General features: G+C 68.5%; 21 protein-coding genes. 9 read left to right on the top strand and 12 right to left on the bottom strand.

Translation table 11 applies throughout. The features are described from left to right. Positions 1 to 43: 43 nt before the first annotated feature. Positions 44 to 1816 carry a single-stranded-DNA-specific exonuclease RecJ gene (gene recJ, locus AC6CHL_RS00985; protein WP_498292879.1) on the bottom strand — a complete coding sequence of 591 codons (1773 nt, stop codon included), beginning with the start codon at positions 1814 to 1816 and terminating at the stop codon, positions 44 to 46. A 141-nt stretch (positions 1817 to 1957) separates the two neighbouring features. On the opposite strand from recJ, the gene AC6CHL_RS00980 reads away from it, so the two are divergent. Further along, the gene (locus tag AC6CHL_RS00980; protein WP_498292877.1) at positions 1958 to 3028 is read left to right on the top strand and encodes a DUF1176 domain-containing protein; all 1071 of its coding nucleotides are present in this window, start codon (positions 1958 to 1960) and stop codon (positions 3026 to 3028) included. A gap of 51 nt (positions 3029 to 3079) precedes the next feature. Here the strand turns inward: AC6CHL_RS00980 and AC6CHL_RS00975 are convergent, their stop codons facing one another. The 5 genes from AC6CHL_RS00975 to dapB form a co-directional block, all read right to left on the bottom strand. Beyond that, positions 3080 to 4000 carry a phosphoglycerate mutase gene (locus tag AC6CHL_RS00975; protein ID WP_498292875.1) on the bottom strand — a complete coding sequence of 307 codons (921 nt, stop codon included), beginning with the start codon at positions 3998 to 4000 and terminating at the stop codon, positions 3080 to 3082. A 4-nt stretch (positions 4001 to 4004) separates the two neighbouring features. Continuing rightward, a complete protein-coding gene (gene greA / locus AC6CHL_RS00970; protein WP_026069738.1) occupies positions 4005 to 4469 on the bottom strand; it encodes a transcription elongation factor GreA in 465 nt (154 codons plus the stop codon). Positions 4470 to 4477: 8 nt separating this feature from the next. Next, entirely contained in the window at positions 4478 to 7720 is a 3243-nt protein-coding gene (gene carB / locus AC6CHL_RS00965) for a carbamoyl-phosphate synthase large subunit (RefSeq protein ID WP_038688570.1), read from the bottom strand. A gap of 148 nt (positions 7721 to 7868) precedes the next feature. Continuing rightward, entirely contained in the window at positions 7869 to 8999 is a 1131-nt protein-coding gene (gene carA, locus AC6CHL_RS00960; protein WP_498292873.1) for a glutamine-hydrolyzing carbamoyl-phosphate synthase small subunit, read from the bottom strand. Positions 9000 to 9267: 268 nt separating this feature from the next. Further along, the gene (gene dapB, locus AC6CHL_RS00955; RefSeq protein ID WP_498292871.1) at positions 9268 to 10020 is read right to left on the bottom strand and encodes a 4-hydroxy-tetrahydrodipicolinate reductase; all 753 of its coding nucleotides are present in this window, start codon (positions 10018 to 10020) and stop codon (positions 9268 to 9270) included. 155 nt (positions 10021 to 10175) lie between these two features. On the opposite strand from dapB, the gene AC6CHL_RS00950 reads away from it, so the two are divergent. Both AC6CHL_RS00950 and AC6CHL_RS00945 read left to right on the top strand, forming a co-directional pair. Further along, positions 10176 to 10577 carry a MerR family transcriptional regulator gene (locus AC6CHL_RS00950; RefSeq protein ID WP_038688576.1) on the top strand — a complete coding sequence of 134 codons (402 nt, stop codon included), beginning with the start codon at positions 10176 to 10178 and terminating at the stop codon, positions 10575 to 10577. Positions 10578 to 10630: 53 nt separating this feature from the next. After that, a complete protein-coding gene (locus AC6CHL_RS00945; protein WP_038688578.1) occupies positions 10631 to 11212 on the top strand; it encodes an NAD(P)H-dependent oxidoreductase in 582 nt (193 codons plus the stop codon). A gap of 233 nt (positions 11213 to 11445) precedes the next feature. Here AC6CHL_RS00945 and AC6CHL_RS00940 read toward each other — a convergent pair whose 3' ends face one another. The 3 genes from AC6CHL_RS00940 to AC6CHL_RS00930 are packed head-to-tail and all read right to left on the bottom strand — an operon-like array spanning position 11446 to position 13810. Continuing rightward, on the bottom strand, positions 11446 to 11700 hold the full coding sequence (locus AC6CHL_RS00940; protein WP_137189385.1) for a DUF6587 family protein: 255 nt from the start codon (positions 11698 to 11700) through the stop codon (positions 11446 to 11448). Then, a complete protein-coding gene (gene feoB / locus AC6CHL_RS00935; RefSeq protein WP_038688581.1) occupies positions 11700 to 13559 on the bottom strand; it encodes a ferrous iron transport protein B in 1860 nt (619 codons plus the stop codon). The genes AC6CHL_RS00940 and feoB overlap by 1 nt, the downstream gene beginning before the upstream one ends. Further along, the gene (locus AC6CHL_RS00930; protein ID WP_498292868.1) at positions 13556 to 13810 is read right to left on the bottom strand and encodes a FeoA family protein; all 255 of its coding nucleotides are present in this window, start codon (positions 13808 to 13810) and stop codon (positions 13556 to 13558) included. The genes feoB and AC6CHL_RS00930 overlap by 4 nt, the downstream gene beginning before the upstream one ends. Before the next feature lie 119 nt (positions 13811 to 13929). Here AC6CHL_RS00930 and AC6CHL_RS00925 point away from each other — a divergent pair, with 119 nt between their 5' ends. From AC6CHL_RS00925 to yeiP, 6 genes are all read left to right on the top strand, one after another. Further along, entirely contained in the window at positions 13930 to 14718 is a 789-nt protein-coding gene (locus AC6CHL_RS00925) for an enoyl-CoA hydratase-related protein (protein ID WP_498292866.1), read from the top strand. 10 nt (positions 14719 to 14728) lie between these two features. Further along, entirely contained in the window at positions 14729 to 15115 is a 387-nt protein-coding gene (locus tag AC6CHL_RS00920; protein WP_498292864.1) for a VOC family protein, read from the top strand. A 190-nt stretch (positions 15116 to 15305) separates the two neighbouring features. Next, complete coding sequence (locus AC6CHL_RS00915) at positions 15306 to 16199, top strand: hydroxymethylglutaryl-CoA lyase (protein WP_498292862.1); 894 nt, start codon at positions 15306 to 15308, stop codon at positions 16197 to 16199. Then, positions 16196 to 18763, top strand: a complete 2568-nt coding sequence (locus AC6CHL_RS00910; protein ID WP_038688591.1) for a sensor domain-containing protein — start codon at positions 16196 to 16198, stop codon at positions 18761 to 18763. The genes AC6CHL_RS00915 and AC6CHL_RS00910 overlap by 4 nt, the downstream gene beginning before the upstream one ends. Before the next feature lie 78 nt (positions 18764 to 18841). Further along, on the top strand, positions 18842 to 19612 hold the full coding sequence (locus tag AC6CHL_RS00905; protein ID WP_447593385.1) for an SDR family NAD(P)-dependent oxidoreductase: 771 nt from the start codon (positions 18842 to 18844) through the stop codon (positions 19610 to 19612). A 66-nt stretch (positions 19613 to 19678) separates the two neighbouring features. After that, on the top strand, positions 19679 to 20245 hold the full coding sequence (gene yeiP, locus AC6CHL_RS00900) for an elongation factor P-like protein YeiP (RefSeq protein WP_038688595.1): 567 nt from the start codon (positions 19679 to 19681) through the stop codon (positions 20243 to 20245). 163 nt (positions 20246 to 20408) lie between these two features. Here yeiP and AC6CHL_RS00895 read toward each other — a convergent pair whose 3' ends face one another. The 3 genes from AC6CHL_RS00895 to AC6CHL_RS00885 form a co-directional block, all read right to left on the bottom strand. Further along, on the bottom strand, positions 20409 to 21143 hold the full coding sequence (locus AC6CHL_RS00895; RefSeq protein ID WP_447593383.1) for an MliC family protein: 735 nt from the start codon (positions 21141 to 21143) through the stop codon (positions 20409 to 20411). A 99-nt stretch (positions 21144 to 21242) separates the two neighbouring features. Further along, positions 21243 to 21632 (bottom strand): nuclear transport factor 2 family protein, encoded by a 390-nt coding sequence (locus tag AC6CHL_RS00890; RefSeq protein WP_038688599.1) that lies wholly within the window; start codon positions 21630 to 21632, stop codon positions 21243 to 21245. Between the two features lies 1 nt (position 21633). Further along, the gene (locus tag AC6CHL_RS00885; RefSeq protein ID WP_498292858.1) at positions 21634 to 24747 is read right to left on the bottom strand and encodes a multidrug efflux RND transporter permease subunit; all 3114 of its coding nucleotides are present in this window, start codon (positions 24745 to 24747) and stop codon (positions 21634 to 21636) included. Positions 24748 to 25279 lie beyond the last annotated feature (532 nt).

Genomic DNA, 25279 nt, shown 5'->3' with positions numbered 1-25279 from the left:
GGTCAGCAGCAGGCAGGCCGACAAGAGCAGGCAACGGTGCGGTTCAAGCATCGGCGCAGTGTTCGATGATGAGCTGGATCGCGCCGCCGCCACGGTAGTCGTCGCTGACCAGGCGGTAGGCGATATGCACGTGGTCGGCCGGGGCGGTGCCCTTCCAGCCACTGAAGTGGATCGCATTGATCGGTTCGGCACGGCCGGGCACGCGCAGGCTGAGTTTCAGGTGCTTTTCCTTCAGCACCTGCCAACGCGCCACCTGGAAATGACCGTCGAACAGCGGCTCGGGGAAGCCCTGCCCCCACGGGCCGGCCAGGCGCAGCGCTTCGGCATGGCGGAAATCGAGTTCCCCCGGCGCCAGCTCGCCATCGCTCAGCAGCAGCTGCTGCAACGAGGCCGGGTCCATGCTGGATTCGACCACGGCCACGAACGCCTTCTGGAAATCATCGAAGCGTGCGTGCGGCAGGCTCAGGCCCGCCGCCATCGCGTGGCCACCGAACTTGTCGATCAGGCCCGGGTGCGCGGCATTGACCAGCGCCAGCGCGTCACGGATGTGGAAGCCGGGGATCGAGCGTGCCGAGCCGCGCAGTGAATCGCTGCCCGGTTCGGACGGGGCAAACGCAATCACCGGGCGATGCAGGCGGTCCTTCATCTTCGATGCCACCAGGCCGACCACGCCGGGATGCCAGTCGGCATCGAACAGACACGCGGCGATCGGGCGTTCGCCTTCGGCCGTGAGCATCGCGCGCGATACCGCCAGTTCGGCGTCGTCGGTCATCAGCTGCTGCACCGCGCGGCGCTCGGCGTTGATCTGCTCCAGTGTCTGGGCGATCTCGCGGGCTTGGCCGCGGTCTTCTGTGAGCAGCAGTTCAATGCCCAACGCCATGTCTTCCAGGCGCCCGGCAGCATTCAAGCGTGGGCCCAGCGCGAATCCGATGTCGGTGGCGCTCAGCCGTGCCGGGTCGCGGCCGCTGGCCTCGATCAAGGCCTGCACGCCCACGCAGCCCTGCCCTGCGCGCAGGCGGCGCAGCCCGGCAGCAACCAGTGCACGGTTGTTGGCGTCGAGCGCCACCAGGTCGGCCACGGTGCCCACCGCGACCAGATCGAGCAGGGTCAGCAGGTCCGGCTCGGGGGTCGCCGCAAAGGCGCCCTGTTCGCGCAGGTGGCGACGCAGCGCCATCAGCACGTAGAAGATCACGCCCACGCCCGCCAGCGCCTTGCTGGGGAAGGCATCGCCGCTGATGTTCGGGTCTACCAGCGCATCGGCCGGCGGCAGCCGTTCGCCGGGCAGGTGATGGTCGGTGACCAGCACTTTCCAGCCCAGTGCTTTGGCCGCCGCGACGCCGGCATGGCAGGCAATGCCGTGGTCGACGGTGACCAGCAGGCCCGGCTGCAGGTGCGCCAGGTCCGCCACCAGCGACGGCGACAATCCGTAGCCGTGCAGGATGCGGTTGGGCACCGCGTGCACCACGTCGCGCGCACCGAGCATGCGCAGTCCGCGCACGCCCACCGCGCACGCCGTGGCGCCGTCGCAGTCGAAATCGCCCACCACCAGAATGCGGGCGTTGCTGGCAATTGCCTCGGCCAGCAGGTTCACTGCAGCCTGCATGCTGCCCATCAGCTCCGGCGCGTGCAGCTGCGCCAGCTTTGGCTGCGCCTGCGCCGCATCGGTGACACCGCGTGCGGCATACAGACGCTGCAGCAGCGGCAGCATGTCGTCGGGCCAGCCAGTCACGGGCGCTGCGTCGCGACGCTGCAGGGTGACGGCGTGCGTGGTGGTCGGGGAAGCGGAGAGCGGCGCAGCAGCGGCGGTGGAAGACATCGGGATCGCCGGGTTGCAGAGAGTGCCGCCATGATACCGGCTGGCTCCGGTAGCTGCTCTGCGGGTGTATCGGTCGACACATGCGTTCCCGTGCATGCGCCGATGTTGGATACTCCCTGCCCGCTTTAACCCGACTATTTCATGCCTTTCTCTGCATTGCCGCTGCGCCTGGCCATGGCCCTCTCGCTGGCACCGGTCACCGCCGCAACGGCTTCTTCACTGGGTACGTCGTTCTTCGAGCACGATTGGCTGCTGGCCTGTGACAACACCCGTACCTGCCGCGCCGCCGGATTCAGCGCCGACGCACCGCTGGCCTTCAGCCTGCTGTTCGAACGTGCCGGCGGGCCGGATACCCCGGTCACGGCAATGCTGGGCTACGTGGACGGCGAGGAGTATCTCGATGCGGGAAGCGCGCCGCCCGCGGCCAAGCCCACCGGCGCGCTGCAGCTGCGCGTGGACGGCCGTGCGCTGGGTGCGGTGGTTCCCACGCAGCCCGAGGCACCGGTCTCGCTCAGTCGTGCGCAGGTCGAGGCGCTGCTGGCCGCGCTACGGCGCGATGCGCCCATCGCGATCGTGGATGCGGCCGGCAGCGCCTGGCCCATTTCCAACCGCGGTGCCACGGCCCTGCTGCTGAAGATGGACGCGGCGCAGGACCGGCTCGACACCCCCGGCGCGCTGATCCAGCGCGGCACCCGGCCGGAGTCGAGCGTGCCGCCGGCCTTGCCCAGGCCGGTGCTGAAGAATCCGCCACCGCTGGCGGAAACACGGCCGAACGATGCGGCGCTTGCCGAGCGCAAGGACCTGATGGACGCGCTGTTGGCCGGCCGTGACATGCAGGCGGTGTGCGCATGGCAGGAGGATCGGGTGGAATCGACATCACTGGACGTGCACCGGCTGGACCCGGTGCACCTGCTGGCGTCCATGACCTGCCACGGGCCGGGCTACTACGGGAGCGGGCCGAGCTGGGTGATCCGCGCGCAACCGCCGTTCGAGCCGGCGCTGGTCACCACCGCACACGTGTTCCTGCGGCCTCCGGACGCGGTGCTCTACGAAGAGAGGGACGAGCGGACGCTGGGACGCTGCGGGTTCGGGCGCTACTGGGTCTGGGATGGCACGCGGTTCGTGGTGAGCCGCGAATACGTGACCGGGCTGTGCCGGGCCATGCCGGGCGGCTTCTGGCACCTGGCCACGTTCGAGACAGAATTGCGCTGAGCCCTGGCGCTGGCCAGAGGCAGGAACGCCGACCTTCGGTCGGCGCTGTACTCAGGTGTCGTGAAGCTGGACCGGCTTCTTCCAGAAGCGCCAGCGCTGGCCCTTGTCGATCTCGAAACGCACGCCGTCTTCGAAATCCAGGACCAGGCGACGCAGCTCGCCGCGCTGCACCGCCACCAGCAGCGGCCGGATCGCATCCTTGCCCAGCTGATCAAGCGACCGCAGCTGGCGAAGATCCACCAGCGCGTCCACCTGCTGCTCGCCATCGGCGTGCACGCCGGCCGCACGGGCCAACGCCTGCAGCAGTGCCTCGCGGCTGCGTACCTGCGCGTGCGGGGTATGCACGGCCTGGGGAAGCTCACCGCCGCCCCAGAACCACAACGAATTGATGGCACGTTTGCCCGCCGCCGTGCGCTGCTCATTCCACGGGTGGGTATGCAGCACCACCTGCGCTTCGGTCAGCAGGGCACGCCAGCGGCGCCCGGCGTCGCCTTCGGGCAGATGCGTGAACAGGTCATCGCCGAGCACGTCATCGGGGGAATCGAATACCGGCAAGGTGGTGCCCGGCGGCAAGCGCAGGTACCAGCGCGACGGCACCGGCGCATCCAGGGTGAACCCGAACCCGGCAAACAGCGGCTGCAACGCCGGCAGCAGCTGGGCCACGTCTTCGGCGTCGGGCCGCAGCGTGTCGCCGTGGCCCATCATCCGCGCGCCCTGCATGTCCGGCACCACATGGGCCGGGTCGGCACGCAGCCAGATCGCCTCGCCCGCGTCGCCCACGTCCAGCTGGCGGGTCAACGCGGCAACCGGCCAGTGCGCCGGCTGCAGCTGGAAATGCCGCTGCAGCTGGGCGTCCTCACCGGCCTGGACACTGCTGCGTTCGGCCCGCCCGAGCGCCTTTGCCACGTCATCGGGCAAGGGCGTGGCCGGGAACCGGCTGCGCGCCGGCAACAGCAGCGTCGCGGTGGCCATCGTTTCAGTCCAGGTACTGGACGCTGACGATTTCGTACTCGCGCTGGCCGGCCGGTGCGTCGATGGTGACCGCATCGCCTTCCAGCTTGCCGATCAACGCACGCGCCAGCGGCGAGGAGATGGCGATCAGGCCGAGCTTGATGTCCGCCTCCAGGTCACCCACGATCTGGTAGCGCTTTTCCTCGTCGCTTTCCACGTCCGACAGCTCGACGGTGGCACCAAACACCACCTTGCTGCCGGCGTTGAGCTTGGTGATGTCGATGATCTCGGCGTGCGACAGCTCGCCTTCCAGCTGCTTGATGCGGCCTTCGATGAAGCCCTGCTCTTCGCGCGCGGCGTGGTACTCGGCGTTCTCCTTGAGATCGCCGTGTTCGCGCGCTTCGGCGATCGCCGCGATGACCTTGGGGCGCTTGACCGACTTCAGGTGGTCCAGCTCTTCGCGCAGACGCTGCGCGCCCTTCAACGTGATCGGTGCTCTCATGCGTTCAACTCCTTGTGCAGTTCCTGCAGCGACCAGACCGGGCCGGTCCCGCGGAATTCCAGTGATTGCACCAGCGCCTTGGCGCCGGCAATGGTGGTCGAATAGGTGACGCGGTGCTGCAGCGCCTCGCGACGGATCGAGAACGAGTCGTTGATCGCCGCACGCCCTTCGGTCGTGTTGACGATATACACGATCTCGCCGTTCTTGATCGAGTCGACGATGTGCGGACGGCCTTCGACCACCTTGTTGACGATCTCGCAGTCCATGCCGTGCTGCTGCAGCCAGGCACCGGTGCCACGCGTGGCCACCAGCGTGTAGCCACGCTCCAGCAGCAGCTTGGCCACCGGCAGCACGCGCTGCTTGTCCGGGTCACGCACCGACACGAACGCCTTGCCCAGCGGCGGGGCCTTGATGCCACCGGCCTCCTGCGCACGCGCGAAGGCGGCGCTGAAGCTGCGGCCCACGCCCATCACCTCACCGGTGGAGCGCATCTCCGGCCCGAGGATCGGGTCGACGCCCTGGAACTTGGCGAACGGGAAGATCGCTTCCTTGACCGAGTAGTAGTCCGGCACGATCTCCTTGAGCGCGCCCTGCTCGGCCAGGGTCATGCCGGCCATGCAGCGCGCGGCGATCTTGGCCAGCGCCATGCCGGTGGCCTTGGACACGAACGGCACGGTGCGCGAGGCACGCGGGTTCACTTCCAGCAGGTACACGATGTCTTCGCCGTTCTCACCGGCCTGGATCGCGAACTGGGTGTTCATCAGGCCGACCACGTTCAGGGCCTTGGCCAGTTCCACCACCTGGCGGCGCAGCTCGGCCTGGGTCTCGGCCGACAGCGAGTACGGCGGCAGCGAGCAGGACGAATCGCCCGAATGCACGCCGGCTTCTTCGATGTGCTCCATCACGCCGCCGATCAGCACGTTGCCGTCCTTGTCGGCAATGATGTCCACGTCCACTTCCACCGCGTTGTCCAGGAAGCGGTCCAGCAGCACCGGCGAATCGTTGGACACCTTCACCGCGTCACGCACGTAGCGGGCCAGGTCGGATTCGCCGTACACGATTTCCATCGCGCGGCCGCCCAGCACGTAGCTCGGGCGCACCACCAGCGGGTAGCCGATCTCGCGCGCCAGCAGCAGGGCTTCCTGGTCGTTGCGGGCGATGCGGTTCGGCGGCTGCTTCAGGCCCAGCTTGTCCACCAGCTGCTGGAAGCGCTCGCGGTCTTCGGCCAGGTCGATGGAGTCCGGCGAGGTGCCGATCACCGGCACGCCGTTGGCTTCCAGCGCGCGCGCCAGCTTCAGCGGGGTCTGGCCGCCGTACTGCACGATCACGCCCTTGGGCTGTTCCAGCTCGACGATCTCCAGCACGTCTTCCAGCGTCAGCGGCTCGAAGTACAGGCGGTCGGAGGTGTCGTAATCGGTGGAGACGGTTTCCGGGTTGCAGTTGACCATGATGGTTTCATAGCCATCCTCGCGCAGCGCCAGTGCCGCGTGCACGCAGCAGTAGTCGAACTCGATGCCCTGGCCGATGCGGTTCGGACCGCCGCCCAGGATCATGATCTTGTCGCGGTTGCTCGGCGCGGCTTCGCACTCGTCCTCGTAGGTCGAGTACAGGTAGGCCGTGCTGGTGCCGAACTCGGCGGCGCAGGAATCCACGCGCTTGTACACCGGGCGCACCTTGTGCGCACGGCGCAGCGCGCGCACGGCCGCTTCGTTGGTACCGGTCAGTTCGGCCAGGCGGGCGTCGGAGAAACCGGCGCGCTTGAGCTTGCGCAGGCGTGCGCCGTCCAGTGCGTCGATACCCTCGGCCGCGACCTGTGCTTCGGCCTGGATGATCTCTTCGATCTGGTCCAGGAACCACGGATCGATGTGCGACAGCGCGAACACCTCTTCCACGCTGAAGCCGGCACGGAACGCATCACCCACGAAGAACAGACGCTCCGGGCCCGGGGCCTTGAGCTCGCGCTTGATGGTGGTGATGTCGTCTTCGTTGGCCAGGTCCAGGCCGGTCGGGTCCAGCCCGATCTTGCCGGTTTCCAGGCCACGCAGGGCCTTCTGCAGCGATTCCTGGAAGGTGCGGCCCATCGCCATCACCTCGCCCACCGACTTCATCTGGGTGGTCAGGCGCGCATCGGCGGCCGGGAACTTCTCGAAGGCGAAGCGCGGGATCTTGGTGACAACGTAGTCGATCGACGGCTCGAACGAGGCCGGGGTCAGGCCGCCGGTGATCTCGTTCTTCAATTCGTCGAGGGTGTAACCCACGGCCAGCTTGGCCGCGACCTTGGCGATCGGGAAGCCGGTGGCCTTGGAGGCCAGCGCCGACGAACGCGACACGCGCGGGTTCATTTCGATCACCACCACGCGGCCGGTGGTCGGGCTGATGCCGAACTGTACGTTCGAGCCGCCGGTATCCACGCCGATCTTGCGCAGCACGGCGATCGAGGCATCGCGCAGGCGCTGGTATTCCTTGTCGGTCAGGGTCTGGGCCGGGGCCACGGTGATCGAGTCACCGGTGTGCACGCCCATCGGGTCCAGGTTCTCGATCGAGCAGACGATGATGCAGTTGTCGGCGGTGTCGCGCACCACCTCCATCTCGAATTCCTTCCAGCCCAGCACCGACTCTTCCACCAGCACTTCGGTGGTCGGCGACAGTTCCAGGCCGCGGGTCACGATATCGACCAGCTCTTCGCGGTTGTAGGCGATGCCGCCGCCGCTGCCGCCCAGGGTGAAGCTGGGGCGGATGATGGTCGGGTAGCCGACGCGGGTCTGGATCTCGATCGCTTCTTCCAGCGTGTGCGCGACGGCGGCCGACGGGCAGTCCAGGCCGATCTCGCCCATGGCCACGCGGAACAGCTCGCGGTCTTCGGCCATGCGGATCGCGTCGCGCTTGGCGCCGATCAGTTCAACGTTGTACTTCTCCAGCACGCCGTTGTCGGCCAGGTCCAGTGCGCAGTTCAGCGCGGTCTGGCCGCCCATGGTCGGCAGCAGCGCGTCGGGCTTTTCCTTGGCGATGATCTTCTCGACCGTCTGCCAGTTGATCGGCTCGATGTAGACGGCGTCGGCCATCTCCGGGTCGGTCATGATCGTGGCCGGATTGCTGTTGACCAGCACCACGCGATACCCCTCGTCCCGCAGCGCCTTGCAGGCCTGCGCGCCGGAGTAGTCGAACTCACAGGCCTGGCCGATGACGATCGGGCCAGCACCGATGATGAGGATGGTTTTAAGGTCAGTGCGCTTTGGCATTGTCTTCTCTAAGTCAGTACAGCGTGTCGGGGTGATCGCACGCTGTCGATCAGGAAACTTCCGGGGGTGCAGCGCCGCGCCAAGGGCTGCGGCACTGCAGGGACTCGCGTTCCGTCGCGATGCCGCCGGGGGCACCGGCGGCGGCGGATCAGGCCTTGGCCTGCGCCATCAGGGTCACGAAACGGTCGAACAGCGGTGCCACGTCGTGCGGACCCGGCGAGGCTTCCGGATGGCCCTGGAACGAGAACGCCGGCACGTCGGTGCGTGCGATGCCCTGGTTGGTGCCATCGAACAGCGAGCGGTGGGTCACGCGCAGGGTGGCCGGCAGCGTGGCTTCATCCACCGCGAAGCCGTGGTTCTGCGAGGTGATCATCACCCGGCCATCGTCCAGGTCCTGCACCGGGTGGTTCGCGCCGTGGTGGCCGTGGCCCATCTTGACCGTCTTGGCACCGGAGGCCAGCGCCAGCAGCTGGTGGCCCAGGCAGATGCCGAACACCGGCAGCTTCTTGTCCAGGAACACCTTGATCGCCTCGATGGCGTAGTCGCACGGTTCCGGGTCACCCGGGCCGTTGGACAGGAACACGCCGTCCGAGTTCATCGCCAGCACGTCGGCGGCCGGGGTCTGCGCCGGCACCACGGTGATGTCACAGCCACGCTCGGCCAGCATGCGCAGGATGTTGAGCTTTGCGCCGAAGTCGTAGGCCACGACCTTGAACTTCGGGGCGGCGCTGACGAACTCGTTGTTGTCCAGGTCCAGCTGGCCTTCGGTCCACGGGTAAGCCTTGTCGGTGCTCACCACCTTGGCCAGATCCATGCCCTTCAGGCCCGGGAACTTGCGCGCTGCTTCCAGGGCGGTCTCCACATTGATGCCGTCACCGGCCATCAGCGCACCGTTCTGGGCGCCGCGCTCACGCAGGATGCGGGTCAGCTTGCGGGTGTCGATGCCGGAGATGGCCACCACGCCGCGCTGCAGCAGCCAGTCCTGCAGCGACACCTGGCTGCGCCAGTTGCTGGGACGGCGCGGCACGTCGCGCACGATCAGACCGGCCGACCACACCTTGTGGGCCTCGTCGTCCTGGTCGGTCATGCCGGTGTTGCCGATATGCGGGTAGGTCAGCGTGACCATCTGCCGGGCGTAGGAAGGATCAGTCAGCACTTCCTGATAACCGGTCATGGCGGTGTTGAACACCACCTCGCCGACGGACAGGCCGGGCGCGCCTACGGATTCGCCCTCGAATACGGTGCCGTCTTCGAGGACGAGGATTGCGGCTTGGGTCACGGAGATCTCACTTTGGCTACCGATGGGGGCACCGAAGTCACGCCTGCGCTCCACGAAAAAGCGGCTGCAAAAAAGCGCGGACTGCGGTGCGGGACCGGTCCGGCTGTCGTGATTCGGCGAGCGGGAATTGTAAAGGCAAGGGGGCTGCGACGCCAGCGTTTACATGCATGCGCTGACGTACGGGCGCGATCACCGCGCCCGGGGTTCAGCCAGCGCAGCGCTCGCGGCCCCGCCGGGCCGGTCGGTCCGGGCGGACCGGCCGGCCTGTTCAGCCAGCGCGTTCAGCCAGCAGCGGCCGGGTGGCCCCGGCCAGCAGGTCGCGGACCCGGTAGCTGCCGGGCGCGCGGCCGGCCAGCTGGGTGGCGGCAAACAGCGCGCCGCGGGCGAAGATGTCCCGGTTGGTGGCACGGTGGGTCAGCTCGATGCGCTCGCCCAGCCCGGTGAACTGGACCAGATGCTCGCCTACGATGTCCCCGGCGCGCAGGCTGGCGTAATGCGGCTCTGCCCCACCCTTCTGCGCCGCGGCACCCAGCGTCAGCGCGGTCCCGGAGGGTGCGTCCTGCTTGTGCACGTGGTGCGACTCGACGATGTCGCAGTTCCAGCCCGCCAGCGCCGCCGCGGCGCGCTCGACCAGCTCGTCCAGTACCGCCACGCCCAGGCTGAAGTTGGACGCCCACACCAGCGGGATGCCGGCGGCCGCCTGGATCAGCGCCTGGCGCTGCGCCTCGCTGAGCCCGGTGGTGCCCGACACCAACCCGGCGCCACGTTCGACGCACAGCGCCAGGATCGGGTCGAAGCCTTCGGGCAGGCTGAAGTCGATGGCCACGTCGAAGGTGGGCGCACCGGCCAGTTCGCTGCTGGCGAAATGCGGTACACCGTCCACCACCCGTTGCGCCGGTGAACGGCGCGTCACCGCGGCGACGATCTGCAAGGAAGAGTGTTCGGCAGCGAGCCGCAGCAGGGCCTGGCCCATGCGTCCGGACGCGCCGTGGATGAGCAAACGAAGAGGGGGAGTGGTCATGCCCGCAGGCTAGCGGTGCGGGCAGGCCTGCACAAGGGCAAATACGGCGCGCATGCTCCCGCTTGCTACCCTGTGCACCTGTTTTTTCAGGCCGTCACCCATGCAGCGTTCGCAGCAACGTGTACGTGTCACCGGCGACATGGTGCGCGACTGACATGCTCATTTCCGAAGTGGCCCGGCGCAGCGGCGCCAGCCAGAAGGCGATCCGCCTGTACGAGGCACGCGGCCTGCTGGCCACGGTGCCGCGCGTCAACCGTTACCGCCACTACAGCGAACAGGACCTCAACCTGGTGCTGTTGATCCGCCAGGCGCTGGTACTGGGCTTCCGGTTGGCCGACGTGGCCGCGCTGCGCCGCGATGACGGCAGCATCGACTGGGACCAGGTGCAGGCCCTGCTGGCATCACGGCAGCACGCCGTCCGCGCCGAACTGGCGCGGCTGCGGCAGCTCGACACCGCACTGACCGACCTGCGTGCCGAGGTGGCCCTGCTGGCGGCCGACGGCCACCACGGCCCGCTCGATGCCTGCCTGACCCAGGGCGCGTGCGTGGCGGCTTGACTCTGCCCCATGGGGCAGACCGTAGCCTGCACCACCCCGCAACGAGCGCCCGCATGTCCCGATCCATCGTCATCCTGCTTGGCCATCCCGACCGCGACAGCCTGTGCGGCGCGCTGGCCGCGCGTTACCAACACGCCGCGTTGGCCGCCGGCCACCAGGTGCAGCTGTTCGCGCTGGGCGAGATCGACTTCGACCCGATCCTGCGCCACGGTTACCGTCAGATCCAGCCGCTGGAACCGGGCCTTGAACAGATCAACGCCGCCATCGCCGCCTGCCAGCACCTGGTGCTGGTGTACCCCACCTGGTGGGGCGGCATGCCGGCGTTGCTCAAGGGCTTCTTCGACCGCGCCTTCCTGCCCGGGGTCGCGTTCCGCTACCGCGCCGATTCGGTGTGGTGGGACCGCCTGTTGGCCGGACGCAGCGCGCGGGTGATCACCACCCTGGACACCCCGCCCTGGTACTACCGCTGGGTGTACCGCATGCCGGGGCACCAGCAGATCCGGCGGACGATCCTGGACTTCTGCGGCATCCGGCCCGTGAAGATCAGCGGCTTCGGACCGGTGCGCAGCGCTTCCGAGGCGCAGCGCGAGGCGTGGCTGCAGCAGGCAGAGCAGCTGGGCCGGCAGGCCCGCTGACGCATCGTAGAGCCGGGCTCTGCCCGGCTTGCGTCAGAAGAGCAGCCGGGCAAAGCCCGGCTCTACGCTCGAGGGCGACGTCGTAGCGCCGGGCTCTGCCCGGCTTGTGTCAGATCCCCGCGCCATTGGCCGGAGAGCAGCCGGGCAGAGCCCGGCGCTACGCGGCTTGGGTCAGATCCCCGCATCATTGGCCGAAGGGCTGCCGGGCAGAGCCCGGCGCTACGCGGGCTGATTCAGTGCTGTTTCGGGGTGCTCGGGCCGCAGCTGTCACAGCCACCGCAGGCGCCACCGCCGCCGCTGGCCGGGGGCGCGATCTTCCGCCCGAGGGCCTGCAGCCAGGCGGCACGCTGCGGCTTCACCAGCCCCAGCGCGATCGCCCCGCGCGCCTTGCGCACGGTGCCCGGGAACTGCTTTTTCAGCACGACCCAGGCGCTGACCAGCACGATCAGCACCACCACGATGTACTGCAGCAGCAGGCCGGTACTCATCAGCCGCCGCCCAGTGCCACGGTCACCTGGTAGGTGACCAGCGCGGCAAGATAGGCCGCGGCGAACAGGTAGACGGTGGCAAAGCCCACCTGCTTCCACGAGTTGGTTTCACGCTTGATCGTGGCCAGGGTGGAAATGCACATCGGCGCGTAGATGAACCACACCAGCAGCGACAGACCCGTGGCCAGCGACCAGCCATGGGCCACCACCGGGGTCAGCGCCTGGATCGCGGCATCATCGTCGGCAGCGGACAACGCGTAGATCGTGGCCAGCGAGGACACCGCCACTTCGCGCGCGCCCATGCCCGGGATCAGGGCGATGCAGATCTGCCAGTTGAAGCCCAGCGGCGCGAAGATCGTGGTCATGGCATGACCGATCTGCCCGGCAAAGCTGTAGTCGATGGCCGGCATGGTCGCGTTGGCCGGTGCCGCCGGGAACTTCAGCAACACCCACAGCAGGATGGTCAACGACAGGATGATGCCGCCCACGCGCTTGAGGAAGATCATGCCGCGCTCGTACAGGCCGACAGCCAGATCACGCGGGTGCGGAATGCGGTACGACGGCAGCTCCAGCATCAGCGGGTGCTCGCTCTTGTCGCGGCGCCACTTCTTCATCACCCACGACATCGCCAGCGCGCTGAGGATGCCGGCCATGTACAGGCCGAACAGGATCAACCCCTGCTGGCTGACGAAGCCCCATAGGGTCTTGGCCGGAATGAACGCACCAATCAGCAGCGCATACACCGGCAGTCGCGCCGAACAGGTCATCAGCGGTGCCACCAGAATCGTGGCAAGGCGGTCGCGGGGGTCTTGGATGCTGCGCGTGGCCATGATGCCCGGCACCGCACAGGCGAAGCTGGACAACAGCGGGATGAACGACCGCCCGGACAGCCCGGCGGCGGCCATCATGCGATCCAGCAGGAACGCCGCGCGCGGCAGGTAGCCCGATTCCTCCAACGCCAGGATGAAGGCGAACAGGATCAGGATCTGCGGCAGGAACACCACCACCCCGCCCACGCCGGCAATGATGCCGTCGGTGAGCAGACTGGTCAGCGGGCCTTCGGGCAGCACCGTGGCCACAGTCTCGCCCAGCCAGCCGAAGCCGGCCTCGATGCCGTCCATCAGCGGCGTGGCCCAGGCAAACACCGCCTGGAAGATCAGGAACATCACCACCACCAGGGTGATCAGCCCGAACACCGGGTGCAGCAGCCAGCGGTCCAGCGCGTCATCGATCTTCGCGGTGCGGGTGGGCATGCTGACCGACGCGGCCAGGATGCCGCGCACCTGCGCGTGGTAATCCGCGTCCGCATCGGGCAGCGCCACGGGCGCCTGCAGATGCGGCACCATCGCGTCCAGCCGCGCGACCAGCGCCTGGGCACCGTTGCGGCGCACCGCCACGGTTTCCACCACCGGCACGCCCAGCGCCTGCTCCAGCGCCGGTACGTCGATCTTGATGCCACGGCGCTCGGCCGCATCCACCATGTTCAGCGCCACGATCATCGGCTTGCCCAGCTCGCGCAGTTCCAGCGCGAAGCGCAGGTGCAGGCGCAGGTTGGTGGCGTCGATCACGCACAGCAGCACGTCCGGCGCGGCCTCGCCCGGGTAGAAGCCCCGGCACAGGTCACGGGTGATGGCCTCGTCCAGGCTGGCCGGCTGCAGGCTGTAGGCACCCGGCAGGTCGAGCACGGCGAACTCGCGCCCGGACGGCGCACGCAGGCGGCCTTCCTTGCGCTCGACGGTGACGCCGGTGTAGTTGGCCACCTTCTGGCGGCTGCCGGTGAGCTGGTTGAACAGCGCGGTCTTGCCGCTGTTCGGGTTGCCCACCAGCGCCACGCGCAGGGGCAGCGCCACCGCACTCATGGCGCCGCTCCGGCCGGGATCGCGGTGACCAGGATGCGCCGGGCCTCGCTGCGGCGCAGGGCGAAGCGCGTGAACCCGACCTGCACCAGCAGCGGTTCACCGCCCACCGGCCCACGGGCTACCAGACGCACATCCTCGCCCTTGACGAAACCCAGCTCACGGAGCCGGCGGGCGATCGCATCGTTTGCATGTAGGTCCTGCACGGCGTCCACCAGGGCGGAACCGTGCAGAGGCAGATCGGACAACGTCACGGAGCGCCTTCTTGCCAATCAGGAATGGTTATCAATTCTAGCATCGCCGCGCCGCGTCATTGCCCGTGCCCCATGGCCCGCTATGATCCGTACATGTATGGAGTAACCGCAGGCCCCCCATGAGTGATGCATTACGGATTGAACGCAGTGCCGCGGTACTGACGCTGTGGCTGAACCGCCCCGCCCTGCACAACGCCTTCGATGCGGCCCTGATCGCCCAGCTCACCGCCGCGCTGGAAGCGGCCGGCCGTGACGAGCAGGTGCGCGCGGTGGTGCTGGCCGGCCAGGGCGCCTCGTTCTCGGCCGGCGCGGACATGCAGTGGATGCGCGGCATGGCAGCCGCCAGCGAGGACGCCAACCGCGAGGATTCGCTGGCGCTGGCGCGGCTGATGCGCACCCTGGACGAGCTGCCCAAGCCCACCATCGCGCGGGTGCAGGGTGCCGCATTTGGTGGCGGGGTGGGCCTGGTGGCCTGCTGCGACATCGCCATTGCCAGCACCACCGCCCGCTTCGGCCTGACCGAAAGCCGGCTGGGCCTGCTGCCGGCGGTGATTTCCCCCTATGTGATCGACGCGATCGGCCCACGCCAGGCCCGTCGCTGGTTTGCCACCGGCGAGCATTTCGACGCCGAAACCGCGCTGCGGATCGGTCTGGTGCACCAGTTGATCGAACCTGAACGCATCGACGAGGCGGTCCAGCGCCAGCTGGGCCTGCTGGACAAGGCCGGCCCGGTGGCGTCGGCGTCGGCGAAGGACCTGGTGCGCCGGGTCAGCGTGGGCCGCGACCGCGACGCCCTTGACCGTGACAACGCCGCGCTGATCGCGCGCCTGCGGGTGTCGGCCGAGGGCCAGGAAGGCCTGGGCGCGTTCCTGGACAAGCGCGCCCCGCATTGGGTCACCCAGGACTGAGGACACGCACATGCTCGACCACATCGGTATCCGCTGCGCCGACTTCACGCGCAGCCTGTCGTTTTTCCAGCAGGCCCTGGCCCCGCTGGGCATCCGCGTGGTGATGCAGGTCAGCGCCGAACAGACCGGCGACCATGACCATGCCGGCTTCGGCCGCACCGGCAAGCCGGACTTCTGGATCGGCAACGCCCCCGGCGCCCACGGCGGCGTGCACGTGGCCTTCAGTGCCGACAGCCGCGAGGCGGTGGATGCGTTCCACCGCGCCGCGCTCGCGGCCGGTGGCCAGGACAATGGCGCGCCCGGCATCCGCGAGTACTACCACCCCAGCTACTACGGGGCCTTCGTGCTCGACCCGGACGGCAACAACATCGAAGCGGTCTGCCACCCCCCGGGCTGAGCACCCCGGTCGCCCCCGACGACCGCGCTCCCCGCCGCGGGCTGGCCGCTTTGTCGCCCAGCCCGCGTATCCCCCTTTCGTGGCCCGCCGGGGAACGCGGGCCACCCTCTTTCCCCTGGTATCCCTGTGACCCGACCCCTGCCCCTTCTGCAGCCTGCTGTGCGCCATCCCGTCCGCCGGGAGGCCTGCCATGGATGATTTCGTCCGCATCGTCGAAGTCGGCCCGCGTGACGGCCTGCAGAACGAAGCCCAGCCGGTGGCCACCGCCGACAAGATCGAGCTGATCCGGCAGCTGTCGCTGACCGGCCTGCGCACCATCGAAGCCACCAGCTTCGTCAGCCCGCGCTGGGTGCCGCAGCTGGCCGATGCCGCTGAGGTCTACACCGGCATCGAGCGTCACCCCGGCATCGCCTACCCGGTGCTGGTGCCCAACGAACAGGGCTACGACCGTGCCCGCGCCGTGGGCGTCTCGGAAGTGGCGGTATTCACTGCGGCGTCGGAAACCTTCAACCGCACCAACACCAACGCCGGCATCGACGAATCGCTGGCCCGCTTCGCGCCGATCCTTGAGCGCGCCAAGGCCGACGGGGTCAAGGTCCGCGGCTACGTCTCCACCGTGCTCGGCTGCCCCTACCAGGGCGAAGTGGCGGTCAGCGAGGTGGTCCGGGTGGCGCGCGCCCTGCACGACATGGGCTGTTACGAAATCTCGCTGGGCGACACCATCGGCGTGGGCACCCCGCGCAAGGCGCGCGCGATGCTGCACGCGGTGGCAGCCGAACTGCCGATGTCGGCGCTGGCCGTGCATTTCCATGACACCTACGGCCAGGCGCTGGCCAACATCGATGCGTGCCTGGAGGAAGGCGTGCGCGTGGTCGATTCGGCCGTGTCCGGCGCGGGCGGCTGCCCGTACGCCAAGGGCGCCAGCGGCAATGTCGCCAGCGAAGACGTGGTGTACCTGCTGCACGGCATCGGCATGCGCACCGGCATCGACCTGCCGGCGCTGGCCGCGACCGGCCGCTGGCTGGCGGCGCGGCTGGGCCGCGAGACCGGCAGCAAGGCCGGCAAGGCGCTGGCGGCCACATGAGCCGCCGCGGCCCGCGCAGGGACGTTGCGGCCGGTGATCACCTCACCGCCCACGTCCACGCGCTGGCCGCCATGGATCGCGCCCTGGCAAGCCCGCCGGGCGAGGCCGACCTGCGCACCCTGCTGCGCGAGGTGCAGCAGGCCCTGCAGGAAGCGATGGACGACCGCCAGCTGGCACTGCGCCGCTACACCGCCCTGTTCGATGCCGTGCCCGACCCGGTCAGCATCCTGAGCGAATCGGGCGTGGTGCTGGACCTCAACAAGGCCGGCGTGCGCGCCTATGGCCGCCCGCGCGAGGACATCGTCGGGCAGCCGATCGAACTGCTCAACCCGGACCTGCCCAACGACCACCTGGACCCGGTGTGGGAAGCGCTGCACCGGGGCGAAACCTACGTCATCGAAGTCACCAACATGCGCGGCGACGGCAGCCGCTTCCCGGTGGAAGTGCACTCGGCCGGGTTCGAGCACCAGGGCGAGCATTGCATCGTGGCCGTGGCGCGCGACCTGAGCAGCCGCTGGCAGGCCGAATCGCGCTACCGCCTGCTGATGGAGTCGATCGACAAGGGCGTGGTCCTGTTCGACAGCCACCTGCGCGTGGTCTCGGCCAACCCGGCCGCGCACCGCATCCTGGGCACCCCCGGCAACGGCGGCAGCCTGCAGGCGATGCTGGCCCCGGACGACTGGATCTGCGTGGACGAACACGGCCACCCGCTGACCCGCGAGCAATGGCCGGCGGCGGTCTCGCTGCGCACCGGCCGGATCATCCGCAGCACCATCGTCGGGCTGTACCACCGCCCGCGCGGCCGCATGATCTGGATCTCCACCACCAACGTGCCGGTGTTCGGCACCGGCCGCGACTGCCCGGACCACGTGTTCGGCATGTTCAGCGACATTACCGAACTCAAGCGCACCAATGCCCTGTTCGACCGCGCCCAGTCGCTGGCGCACATCGGCGGCTGGGAGTGGGACCGCGGACTGCAGCGGCTGTACCTCACCGACGAGGCCAATCGCATCCTGGGCCAGGAGCTGCCGCTGCACGACATGGCGCACCTGCTGGAATGCCTGCGCGTGGACGACCGCTCGCAGCTGCAGCAGGCGCTGCTGGACGTGATCGACAAGCAGGTGCCGTTCGAGCTGGAGCTGCAGGGCCAGCGCGGCGACGGACATTCGTTCTGGGTACGCATGATCGGCGAAGCCGAAGCCGGCGACGTGGATGCCGCGCGCATCGCCGGCACCGTGCAGGACATCACCGCGCGCAAGCAGGCCGAGGAAACCCTGCGCATCCAGGCCCGTACTGATCCGCTCACCGGCATCATGAACCGCGATGCGGTGCTCAACGACCTGGCCGCTCGCATGGCCAACCCCACCCATTGCCGGGTGGCCGTGCTGTACATCGATCTGGACCGGTTCAAGACCGTCAACGACCTGCTGGGCCACAACGCCGGCGACGAACTGCTGATCGATGCCACCCGCCGCATCGCCACCGCGATCGGCACCGAAGGGCTGCTGGCACGCTTCGGCGGCGACGAATTCCTGGTGGTCTGCGACACCCGCGACCAGGCCGACCAACCCGAGCGTCTGGCCGAGGCGATCACGCGCGGGTTCAGCACGCCGTTCCGGTTCGGCAGCGACGAATTCGCGGTGACCACCAGCATCGGCATCGCCCGCGCGCCGCAGGACGGACTGCGCCCGCAGCAGCTGATCCAGAACGCCGACATCGCCATGTACGACTGCAAGCGGCGCACCCGCAACGGCTGGCAGGTGTTCTCCCCGGAGCTGGCGCAGCGCCAGCACGACCGCCTGCAGATCGAGAGCCGCCTGCACCGCGCGCTGGACGACGACGAGTTCCACCTGGTCTACCAGCCGCAGGTCAGCCTGCACGACGGCCGCATGGTGGCCGCCGAAGCCCTGATCCGCTGGCGCAACTCGCAGCTGGGCGAACTGCGCCCGGACATCTTCATCGCCCACGCCGAAAGCACCGGTGACATCGTGCGGATCGGCTTGTGGGTGCTGCGCGAGGCCTGCCGCCAGATCCGCCAGTGGCAGGATGCCGGGCTGGGCATCGTGCGGGTGGCGGTGAACGTGTCCTACCGGCAGTTCGTCGGCGAAGACCTGGCCCGCCACGTGCGCCAGGTACTGGACGAGTTCGGCCTGCCGGGCAGCGCACTGGAGCTGGAGTTCACCGAGCGGGTGCTGATCGAGGACGCGCCGGACACCCTGCAGACCTTCGCGCGCCTGCGTGAAATGGGCGTGCAGCTGACCATCGACGACTTCGGTGAAGGCTACAGCGCGCTGAACTACCTGCGCCGGCTGCCGATCCACGGGCTCAAGCTGAGCCAGCTGTTCGTCGAGGGCGTGCCGGGCAACCGCTCCGACGAGGCAGTGTGCGAGGCGGTCTGCGGCATCGCGCGCAGCCTGGGGCTGGGCCTGGTGGCAGAGGGCATCGAATCGGAGCCGCAGCGGCGTTTCCTGCAGGCGCTGGGGGTCACGGTCGGGCAAGGGTTCCTGTTCGCGCCCGGGCTGGCACCGGATGAATTCGCCCGGCGCCTGACACCCCGTCACTGAGCCCGGCGCGCAGCGCACAACAGCGGCACCCCCGGCTTCCGCTAGAATCGGCGGTTCCTGATCCAGCGGAACCTTGCGATGCAGCTGTCTTCTGTCCGTGCCGTCATCACCGGAGGCGTCTCCGGCCTCGGCCTGTCCGTGGCCCAGTTCCTGGTTGCCCATGGCGGCAAGGTGGCCCTGTTCGATCTCAATGACGACAAGGGCGCGGCCGCCGTGGCGGCGCTTGGCGCCGACAACGCGCGCTACTTCACCACCAACGTCAGCGACGAGGCGGCCGTGGCCGCGCAGATCGACGCCGCACACGACTTCCTGGGCGGCCTGAATGTCGCCATCAGCTGCGCGGGCATCCTGGGTGCCGGCCGCGTGCTGGGCAAGGAGGCGCCGATGCCGCTGGCCAACTTCCAGACCACGGTGATGGTCAACCTGGTGGGCAGCTTCAACGTGGCCAAGGCCGCGGCCAACCGCATGCAGCACAACACCCCCGGCGACGACGGCGAGCGCGGGGTGATCATCAACACCGCCAGCGTGGCCGCCTACGAGGGCCAGATCGGCCAGGCCGCGTATTCGGCCTCCAAGGGCGGCGTGGTCAGCATGACCCTGCCGATGGCGCGTGAGCTGTCGCGCTTCGGCATCCGCGTGATGACCATTGCCCCGGGCATCTTCTGGACCCCGATGGTCGATGGCATGCCGCCGGCCGTGCAGGAATCGCTGGCGGCCTCGATCCCGTTCCCGCCGCGCCTGGGCAAGCCCGACGACTTCGCCGGCCTGGTCGGCCATATCCTGGGCAACACCTACCTCAACGGCGAAACCATCCGCCTGGACGGTGGCGTGCGCCTGGCGCCCAAGTAAACAGACACCCATCCCGCCGGGTGCCCGGACAGGCGCCCTGACCTCCCACGAACCGACCTTCATTCCATGAAAGCCAACGACATCAAGAAAGGCAACGTCGTCGAATACAACAACGGCGTCTACCAGATCCGCGACATCGAGCGCAGCTCGCCGCAGGGTCGCGGCGGCAACGTCCGCTTCCGCTTCATCATGTACAGCGTGCCGGGCGGCAACAAGCTCGATGCCAGCTTCGATGCCGACGACAACCTGCCCGAAGTCGAACTGCTGCGCCGCCAGTCCACGTATTCCTACAAGGACGGCGACGCATTCGTGTTCCTGGATGACGAGGACTACACGCCGTACATGGTCGACGCCGATGTGCTGGGCGATGACGCCGGCTACATCACCGATGGCCTGACCGGCATCTACGTGCAGGTGATCGACGAAACCCCGGTGGGCGTGCAGCTGCCGACCAGCGTGGTGCTGGAAGTGGTCGAAACCCCGCCGGAAATGAAGGGCGGCACCGCCACCAAGCGCCCGAAGCCGGCCAAGCTCAGCACCGGCATTGAAATCATGGTGCCCGAGTACATCGCCAACGGCGAGCGCGTGCTGGTCAACACCGCCACCGGTGAGTTCGCCGGTCGTGCCGACTAGTCGGTAGAGCTGCCCCAAACCGGTAGAGCTGACCCAAACGGGTAGAGCTGACCCAAACGGGTAGAGCTGACCGTTGGTCAGCTGCTTCTGCTTCCGATGCCAACAACGCAGCCGACCAACGGTCGGCTCTACCATGCAAAACCAAGCCGACCAACGGTCGGCTTTACGGCTTGGCGGCCAGGGCCGGAGCCCCAGCAAAATCCCCACAGCCGTGATACTGGCGGGCGCCCACGGTCAACATGGCGGTGGCACCGAACGCCTGCCCACTCATGTCGTCCTGGCACACCGTGCGCTGGAAGGTCAGCTTGACCGGCGTGCCGTCTGCGGCCGTGCCCGACCAGCCATCCTTGCCCTGGGTGGGCGCCGCGATCTCCAGCGTGCGCTGCCCGTAGTCGGTTTCCACGCGCAGGTGCGGCGTGGCGCCGGCAGCCACTTCGGCCAGCCAGCCCGGCTCGTTGCCGGTGGCGCGGAAGCCGGCCGCGGTGGCGTCCTGCGCGGTCGGCAGCGGCGCTGCAGCGCCCTGTTCACCACTGCCCGTGCAGGTGCGATCCGGCTCGCCCTTCAACTGCAACGTGCCTTCGGTGGTGCCCTTGGTCCAGAAGACATTGCCCTGCCCGTCACCGTAGCGCGCGCCGGACGCCGCCGGTTCCGATGCCATCGGGTAGGTGCGACCTTCCACCACCACGCTGGCCGAATCCTGGCCGCGGTAGGTGGCCTGCACGGCGACGTCGCCACACTGGAACGCGTAGCTGCGTTCGTCGGAGGTAGCAGCGGCCATGGGCGGCGGCGCCTCGCCCGCACCCGCCTCGCTGGCGTTGCCCTCGGCACGTTGCGCGGGCTGGCAGGCGCTCAGGCCGGTGGCGATGGCCAGGCTGAAAAGCCACGGGGATGCACGCATGTTGGACTCCTTGCGGTTGTTGCGTTCAGCGAACCATCCTAGCCCGCAGCCTGCAGCAGGAGGTGAAGCAGCCCTGACTCCATGGGCTGCAGCATCGGTTCAGACCCCGCGCGGCGGCAGCAGTCCGATTGACAGCAGGTGCACGCCGGCCGCGTTCGATGCGCTGGCCCACACCCGCAGCAGGCGCAGCGCACGCGCGTGCTCGCCGGCCGCGTCGGCATAGCGCAGCCGCACGTCGCTGGATACCAGGGTGAGCTGCCCGCACACCAGCGGTTCCACCGCAGCCTGCTCTAGCGCGGTGATCCGCAGCTGTCCGGTTGACCACGCCGTGAGGCAGGGATGCGCGCCCAACCACTGCCCTTCCCCGTCGCTGAAAAACAGCGACGGCGACAGCCAGGCCTGCAGTGCGTCCACGTCCTGCGCCAACAGCAGCTGCAGCACCTGCGCCTCGGCCGTTGCGATGGTGTGTTCAAGCACGGTCGTGCTCATGTCATTCCTCCCGGCGTCGCCGCCATGGCCAGCGCCAGCGGCGTGCGCCCTGCACCAGTACGTAGAACAGCGGCACGAAGAACACCGCCAGCACGGTGGCGGTCAGCATCCCGCCAAATACCCCGGTGCCGATCGCATGCTGGGTTTCGGCCGACGCGCCGGTGGCCAGCATCAACGGCACCACGCCCAGCGCGAACGCCAGCGACGTCATCAGGATCGGGCGCAGCCGCAGACGTGCCGCCTCGATCGCCGCGTCGACCAAGCTATGCCCCTGCAACTGCAGTTGGCGCGCGAACTCCACGATCAGGATCGCGTTCTTGGCCGACAGCCCGATCACGGTGATCATCCCGACCTTGAAAAACACATCGTTGGGCAACCCGCGTAACAGCACGGCCGCCACCGCGCCCAGCAGGCCCAACGGCACCACCAGCAACACCGCCGCCGGGATCGACCAGCTTTCATACAGCGCGGCCAGCACCAGGAATACCACCAGCATCGACAGCAGCATCAGCCACGGCGCCTGCGCACCGGAGGCGCGCTCCTGCAGCGACTGCCCGGTCCAGGCCAGTGCGAAGCCGGCCGGCAACTGCCGCGCCAGCCGCTCCATCTCGGCCATGGCCTGGCCGCTGGACGCGCCCGCTGCGGCGTTGCCGGACAGGCTCAGCGACGGGAAGCCCTGGTAGCGTTCCAGCTGCAGCGGCGTCTGCGACCACACCGGGTTGACCAGCTCGGCCAACGCCACCATGCCACCATTGGCATTGCGCACGTGCAGCTTGAGCACGTCGTCCACCTGCATGCGGTGCGGTGCGTCGGCCTGCACGATCACCTGCTGCAGGCGGCCTGCATTGGGGAAATCGTTGACGTACTGCGAGCCCATCGCCGCCGACAGCGTGTCGCTGATCGCACTGAAGCCCACGCCCATGGCCTGCGCCTTGTGCCGGTCGATCTCCAACCGCACGGTGCTGCCCGATGGCAGGCCTTCGGCATGCACGTCGCGCAGCAGCGGGCTGGCGGCGGCCAGCGCCAGCAGCTGCTGCTGTGCCGCCTGCAGCTGCGCCTGGCTCTGGCCGGTACGCGCCTGCAGGCGCAGGTCGAACCCGGACGAGGTGCCCAGGCTGTCGATGGCCGGCGGGGTCACCACGATCACCTGACCTTCCGGCGCAGCGGCCATGGCCTGCTGCGCGCGTTCAACCTCGTCGGCCACGGTGGCACCGGCGCGCGCGTCCCAATCGTTGAGCATGGTGTAAGCGATGGCCGCGTTCGGCCCCGACCCGGCGAAGCTGTAGCCCATGATCGCCTGGTTGGAGGCGATGCCCGGACGCGCGGCGATGTGTGCCTCGTAGCGTTGCATCACCTCCAGGGTGCGCTCGGCGGTGGCATCGGCCGGCAGCTGGATGGAGGTCATGAAGTAGCCTTGGTCCTCTTCGGGCAGGAACGCGCCGGGCAGCAGATGCAGACCCAGCCCCAGCGCCACCACGAGTGCGGCGAACACGGCCATGCTGCGTCCACCGCGCTGCAGGATGCGCACCACGCGCCCCTGGTAGCCGTCGGTCATGCGCGCCATGCCGCGGTTGAACGCGCCGAAGAAACCACCACGCCCGTGGTGGCCGCGCGTGCTCGGCTTGAGCAGCGTGGCGCACAGCGCCGGCGTCAGGGTCAGCGCCAGCAGCGCCGAGAACAGGATCGATACCGCCATGGCCAGGCTGAACTGCCGGTAGATCGCGCCCACCGACCCATCGGCGAGCGCCATCGGAATGAACACCGCGGTGAGGACCAGGGTGATGCCGATCACCGCACCGGTGAGCTCCTTCATCGCCTTGGCGGTGGCCTCGCGTGGCGGCAGGCCTTCTTCGGCCATGATCCGCTCCACGCCTTCCACCACGACGATGGCATCGTCGACGATGATGCCGATCGCCAGGACCATGCCGAACATGGTCAACACGTTGATCGAGAAGCCGGCCGCCAGCATCACCGCAAAGGTGCCCAGCAGCGCGATCGGCGCCACGATCGCCGGGATGAGCGTGTAGCGGATGTTCTGCAGGAACAGGTACATCACAGCGAACACCAGCACCATCGCCTCGACGAGGGTGATCAGCACTTTCTGGATCGAGATCGCCACGAACGGCGCGGTGTCGAACGGCACCGTGGACTGCATGCCCACCGGCAGGGTGGGTTCGAGTTCGGCCATGCGCGCACGTACCGCGCCGGCCACCTTCACTGCGTTGGCCCCCGGCGACAACTGGATGGCCGCCGCGGTTGCAGGCGCGCCGTTCTCACGGGTGGACCACGCATAGCTTTCGGCGCCAAGCTCGACCCGCGCCACGTCACCGATGACCACCCGGGAGCCATCCGGGTTGGCCCGCAGCACGATGGCGGCGAACGCCTCGGGCGTACTCAGCTGGCCTTCCACGGTGAGGGGAATGGTGACCCGCTGGCCCGGCAACGCCGGCGAATCGCCGACCCGGCCGGGGGCGATCTGCGCGTTCTGTTCGCTGATCGCGGTGGTCAGGTCGCCCAGGGTGAGGCGGTAGGCCACCAGCTGTGCCGGGTCGACCCAGATCCGCATGGCACGTTCGGCACCGAACAGCTGCACCCGGCCCACGCCATCGATGCGCCGCAGTTCTTCGACGATGTTGCGCGCCATGTAGTCGCTCAGGGCCACTTCGTCGAGGCGCCCATCGGTGGAGCGCAGCCCGACCAGCATCAGGAAGCCCGAATCGGCGGCCTCCACGCCAAGGCCGTTCTGTCGCACCGCCTGCGGCAGCCGCGATTCGATCGCCTTGATGCGGTTCTGGACGTCCACCTGGGCCAGCTCCGGATCGGTGCCCGGGCGGAAGGTAGCAGTAATGGACGCCTCACCCGAGGTATCGGTGGACGAGGAGAAATACAGCAGGTGCTTGACCCCGGACAGCTCGCGCTCGATCAGCCCGACCACGGCATCGTTCATGGTCTGCGCCGACGCCCCGGGATAGCTGGCATAGATGCTGATGCTCGGCGGCGCAACGCTGGGATAGCGCTCGATCGCCAGGCGCGGAATGGCCAGCGCACCGGCCAGCACCACGAAAATAGCCAGCACCCACGCAAACACGGGGCGCTCAATGAAAAACTGCGGCATGCAACATCCTCTCGCCGTCGCACCGCAGCGAAAGCAGCCGGTGCAGTGGCATCGTCATCCACAAAAAGGTTCTTCGTCGTACTGCGGGATTGCTCAGGCCACTGCGATGCAAGAGCAAGAGCAAGAGCAAGGGCAAGGGCAAGGGCAAGAGCAAGAGCTACTGTCCGCGCCTGCACCGGGCTGGGCAGGTGCGGGTGGGGTTGCGGGACACGCTGCAAGTACATCCCTGTAAGCTCCGTCGCCGCATCCATGCGGCTCAGGGTCCCGCAACCCCACCCGCACCAGCCCCTGACACATGGCTGGCGCGCACAGGAAAGCAGAGCTTCCACTGCACCTGCGGCATTCGCTCCACAAGACCAAAGACAGAGGACCCCACGTCGATTGGATCGCGACAGGTGCCGAGAAACGCCGCCGTTGCACTTCGCTCGCCCAAGGCCACCAGCCCAGTGTCGAGGGTCGGGGTGGGTGGGTTCACGGGACCCTGAGCGCCATGGATGGCGCGACGGAGCCTACACGGACGTACTTGCGGCGT

Source organism: Stenotrophomonas sp. GQ19 (assembly GCF_059758695.1).
Note: the sequence above shows the minus strand (reverse complement) of the source record. Positions and strands in the feature narration are given on the sequence as shown.

Coding starts and splice junctions, on each gene's coding strand:
- AC6CHL_RS00885 (WP_498292858.1), bottom strand. CDS start 24,747: ATGCCGCAGTTTTTCATTGAGCGCCCCGTGTTTGCGTGGGTGCTGGCT.
- recJ (WP_498292879.1), bottom strand. CDS start 1,816: ATGTCTTCCACCGCCGCTGCTGCGCCGCTCTCCGCTTCCCCGACCACC.
- carB (WP_038688570.1), bottom strand. CDS start 7,720: ATGCCAAAGCGCACTGACCTTAAAACCATCCTCATCATCGGTGCTGGC.
- AC6CHL_RS00925 (WP_498292866.1), top strand. CDS start 13,930: ATGAGTGATGCATTACGGATTGAACGCAGTGCCGCGGTACTGACGCTG.
- yeiP (WP_038688595.1), top strand. CDS start 19,679: ATGAAAGCCAACGACATCAAGAAAGGCAACGTCGTCGAATACAACAAC.
- feoB (WP_038688581.1), bottom strand. CDS start 13,559: ATGAGTGCGGTGGCGCTGCCCCTGCGCGTGGCGCTGGTGGGCAACCCG.
- AC6CHL_RS00975 (WP_498292875.1), bottom strand. CDS start 4,000: ATGGCCACCGCGACGCTGCTGTTGCCGGCGCGCAGCCGGTTCCCGGCC.
- AC6CHL_RS00915 (WP_498292862.1), top strand. CDS start 15,306: ATGGATGATTTCGTCCGCATCGTCGAAGTCGGCCCGCGTGACGGCCTG.
- AC6CHL_RS00920 (WP_498292864.1), top strand. CDS start 14,729: ATGCTCGACCACATCGGTATCCGCTGCGCCGACTTCACGCGCAGCCTG.
- AC6CHL_RS00945 (WP_038688578.1), top strand. CDS start 10,631: ATGTCCCGATCCATCGTCATCCTGCTTGGCCATCCCGACCGCGACAGC.
- AC6CHL_RS00980 (WP_498292877.1), top strand. CDS start 1,958: ATGCCTTTCTCTGCATTGCCGCTGCGCCTGGCCATGGCCCTCTCGCTG.
- dapB (WP_498292871.1), bottom strand. CDS start 10,020: ATGACCACTCCCCCTCTTCGTTTGCTCATCCACGGCGCGTCCGGACGC.
- AC6CHL_RS00890 (WP_038688599.1), bottom strand. CDS start 21,632: ATGAGCACGACCGTGCTTGAACACACCATCGCAACGGCCGAGGCGCAG.
- AC6CHL_RS00895 (WP_447593383.1), bottom strand. CDS start 21,143: ATGCGTGCATCCCCGTGGCTTTTCAGCCTGGCCATCGCCACCGGCCTG.
- AC6CHL_RS00905 (WP_447593385.1), top strand. CDS start 18,842: ATGCAGCTGTCTTCTGTCCGTGCCGTCATCACCGGAGGCGTCTCCGGC.
- AC6CHL_RS00910 (WP_038688591.1), top strand. CDS start 16,196: ATGAGCCGCCGCGGCCCGCGCAGGGACGTTGCGGCCGGTGATCACCTC.
- AC6CHL_RS00940 (WP_137189385.1), bottom strand. CDS start 11,700: ATGAGTACCGGCCTGCTGCTGCAGTACATCGTGGTGGTGCTGATCGTG.
- AC6CHL_RS00950 (WP_038688576.1), top strand. CDS start 10,176: ATGCTCATTTCCGAAGTGGCCCGGCGCAGCGGCGCCAGCCAGAAGGCG.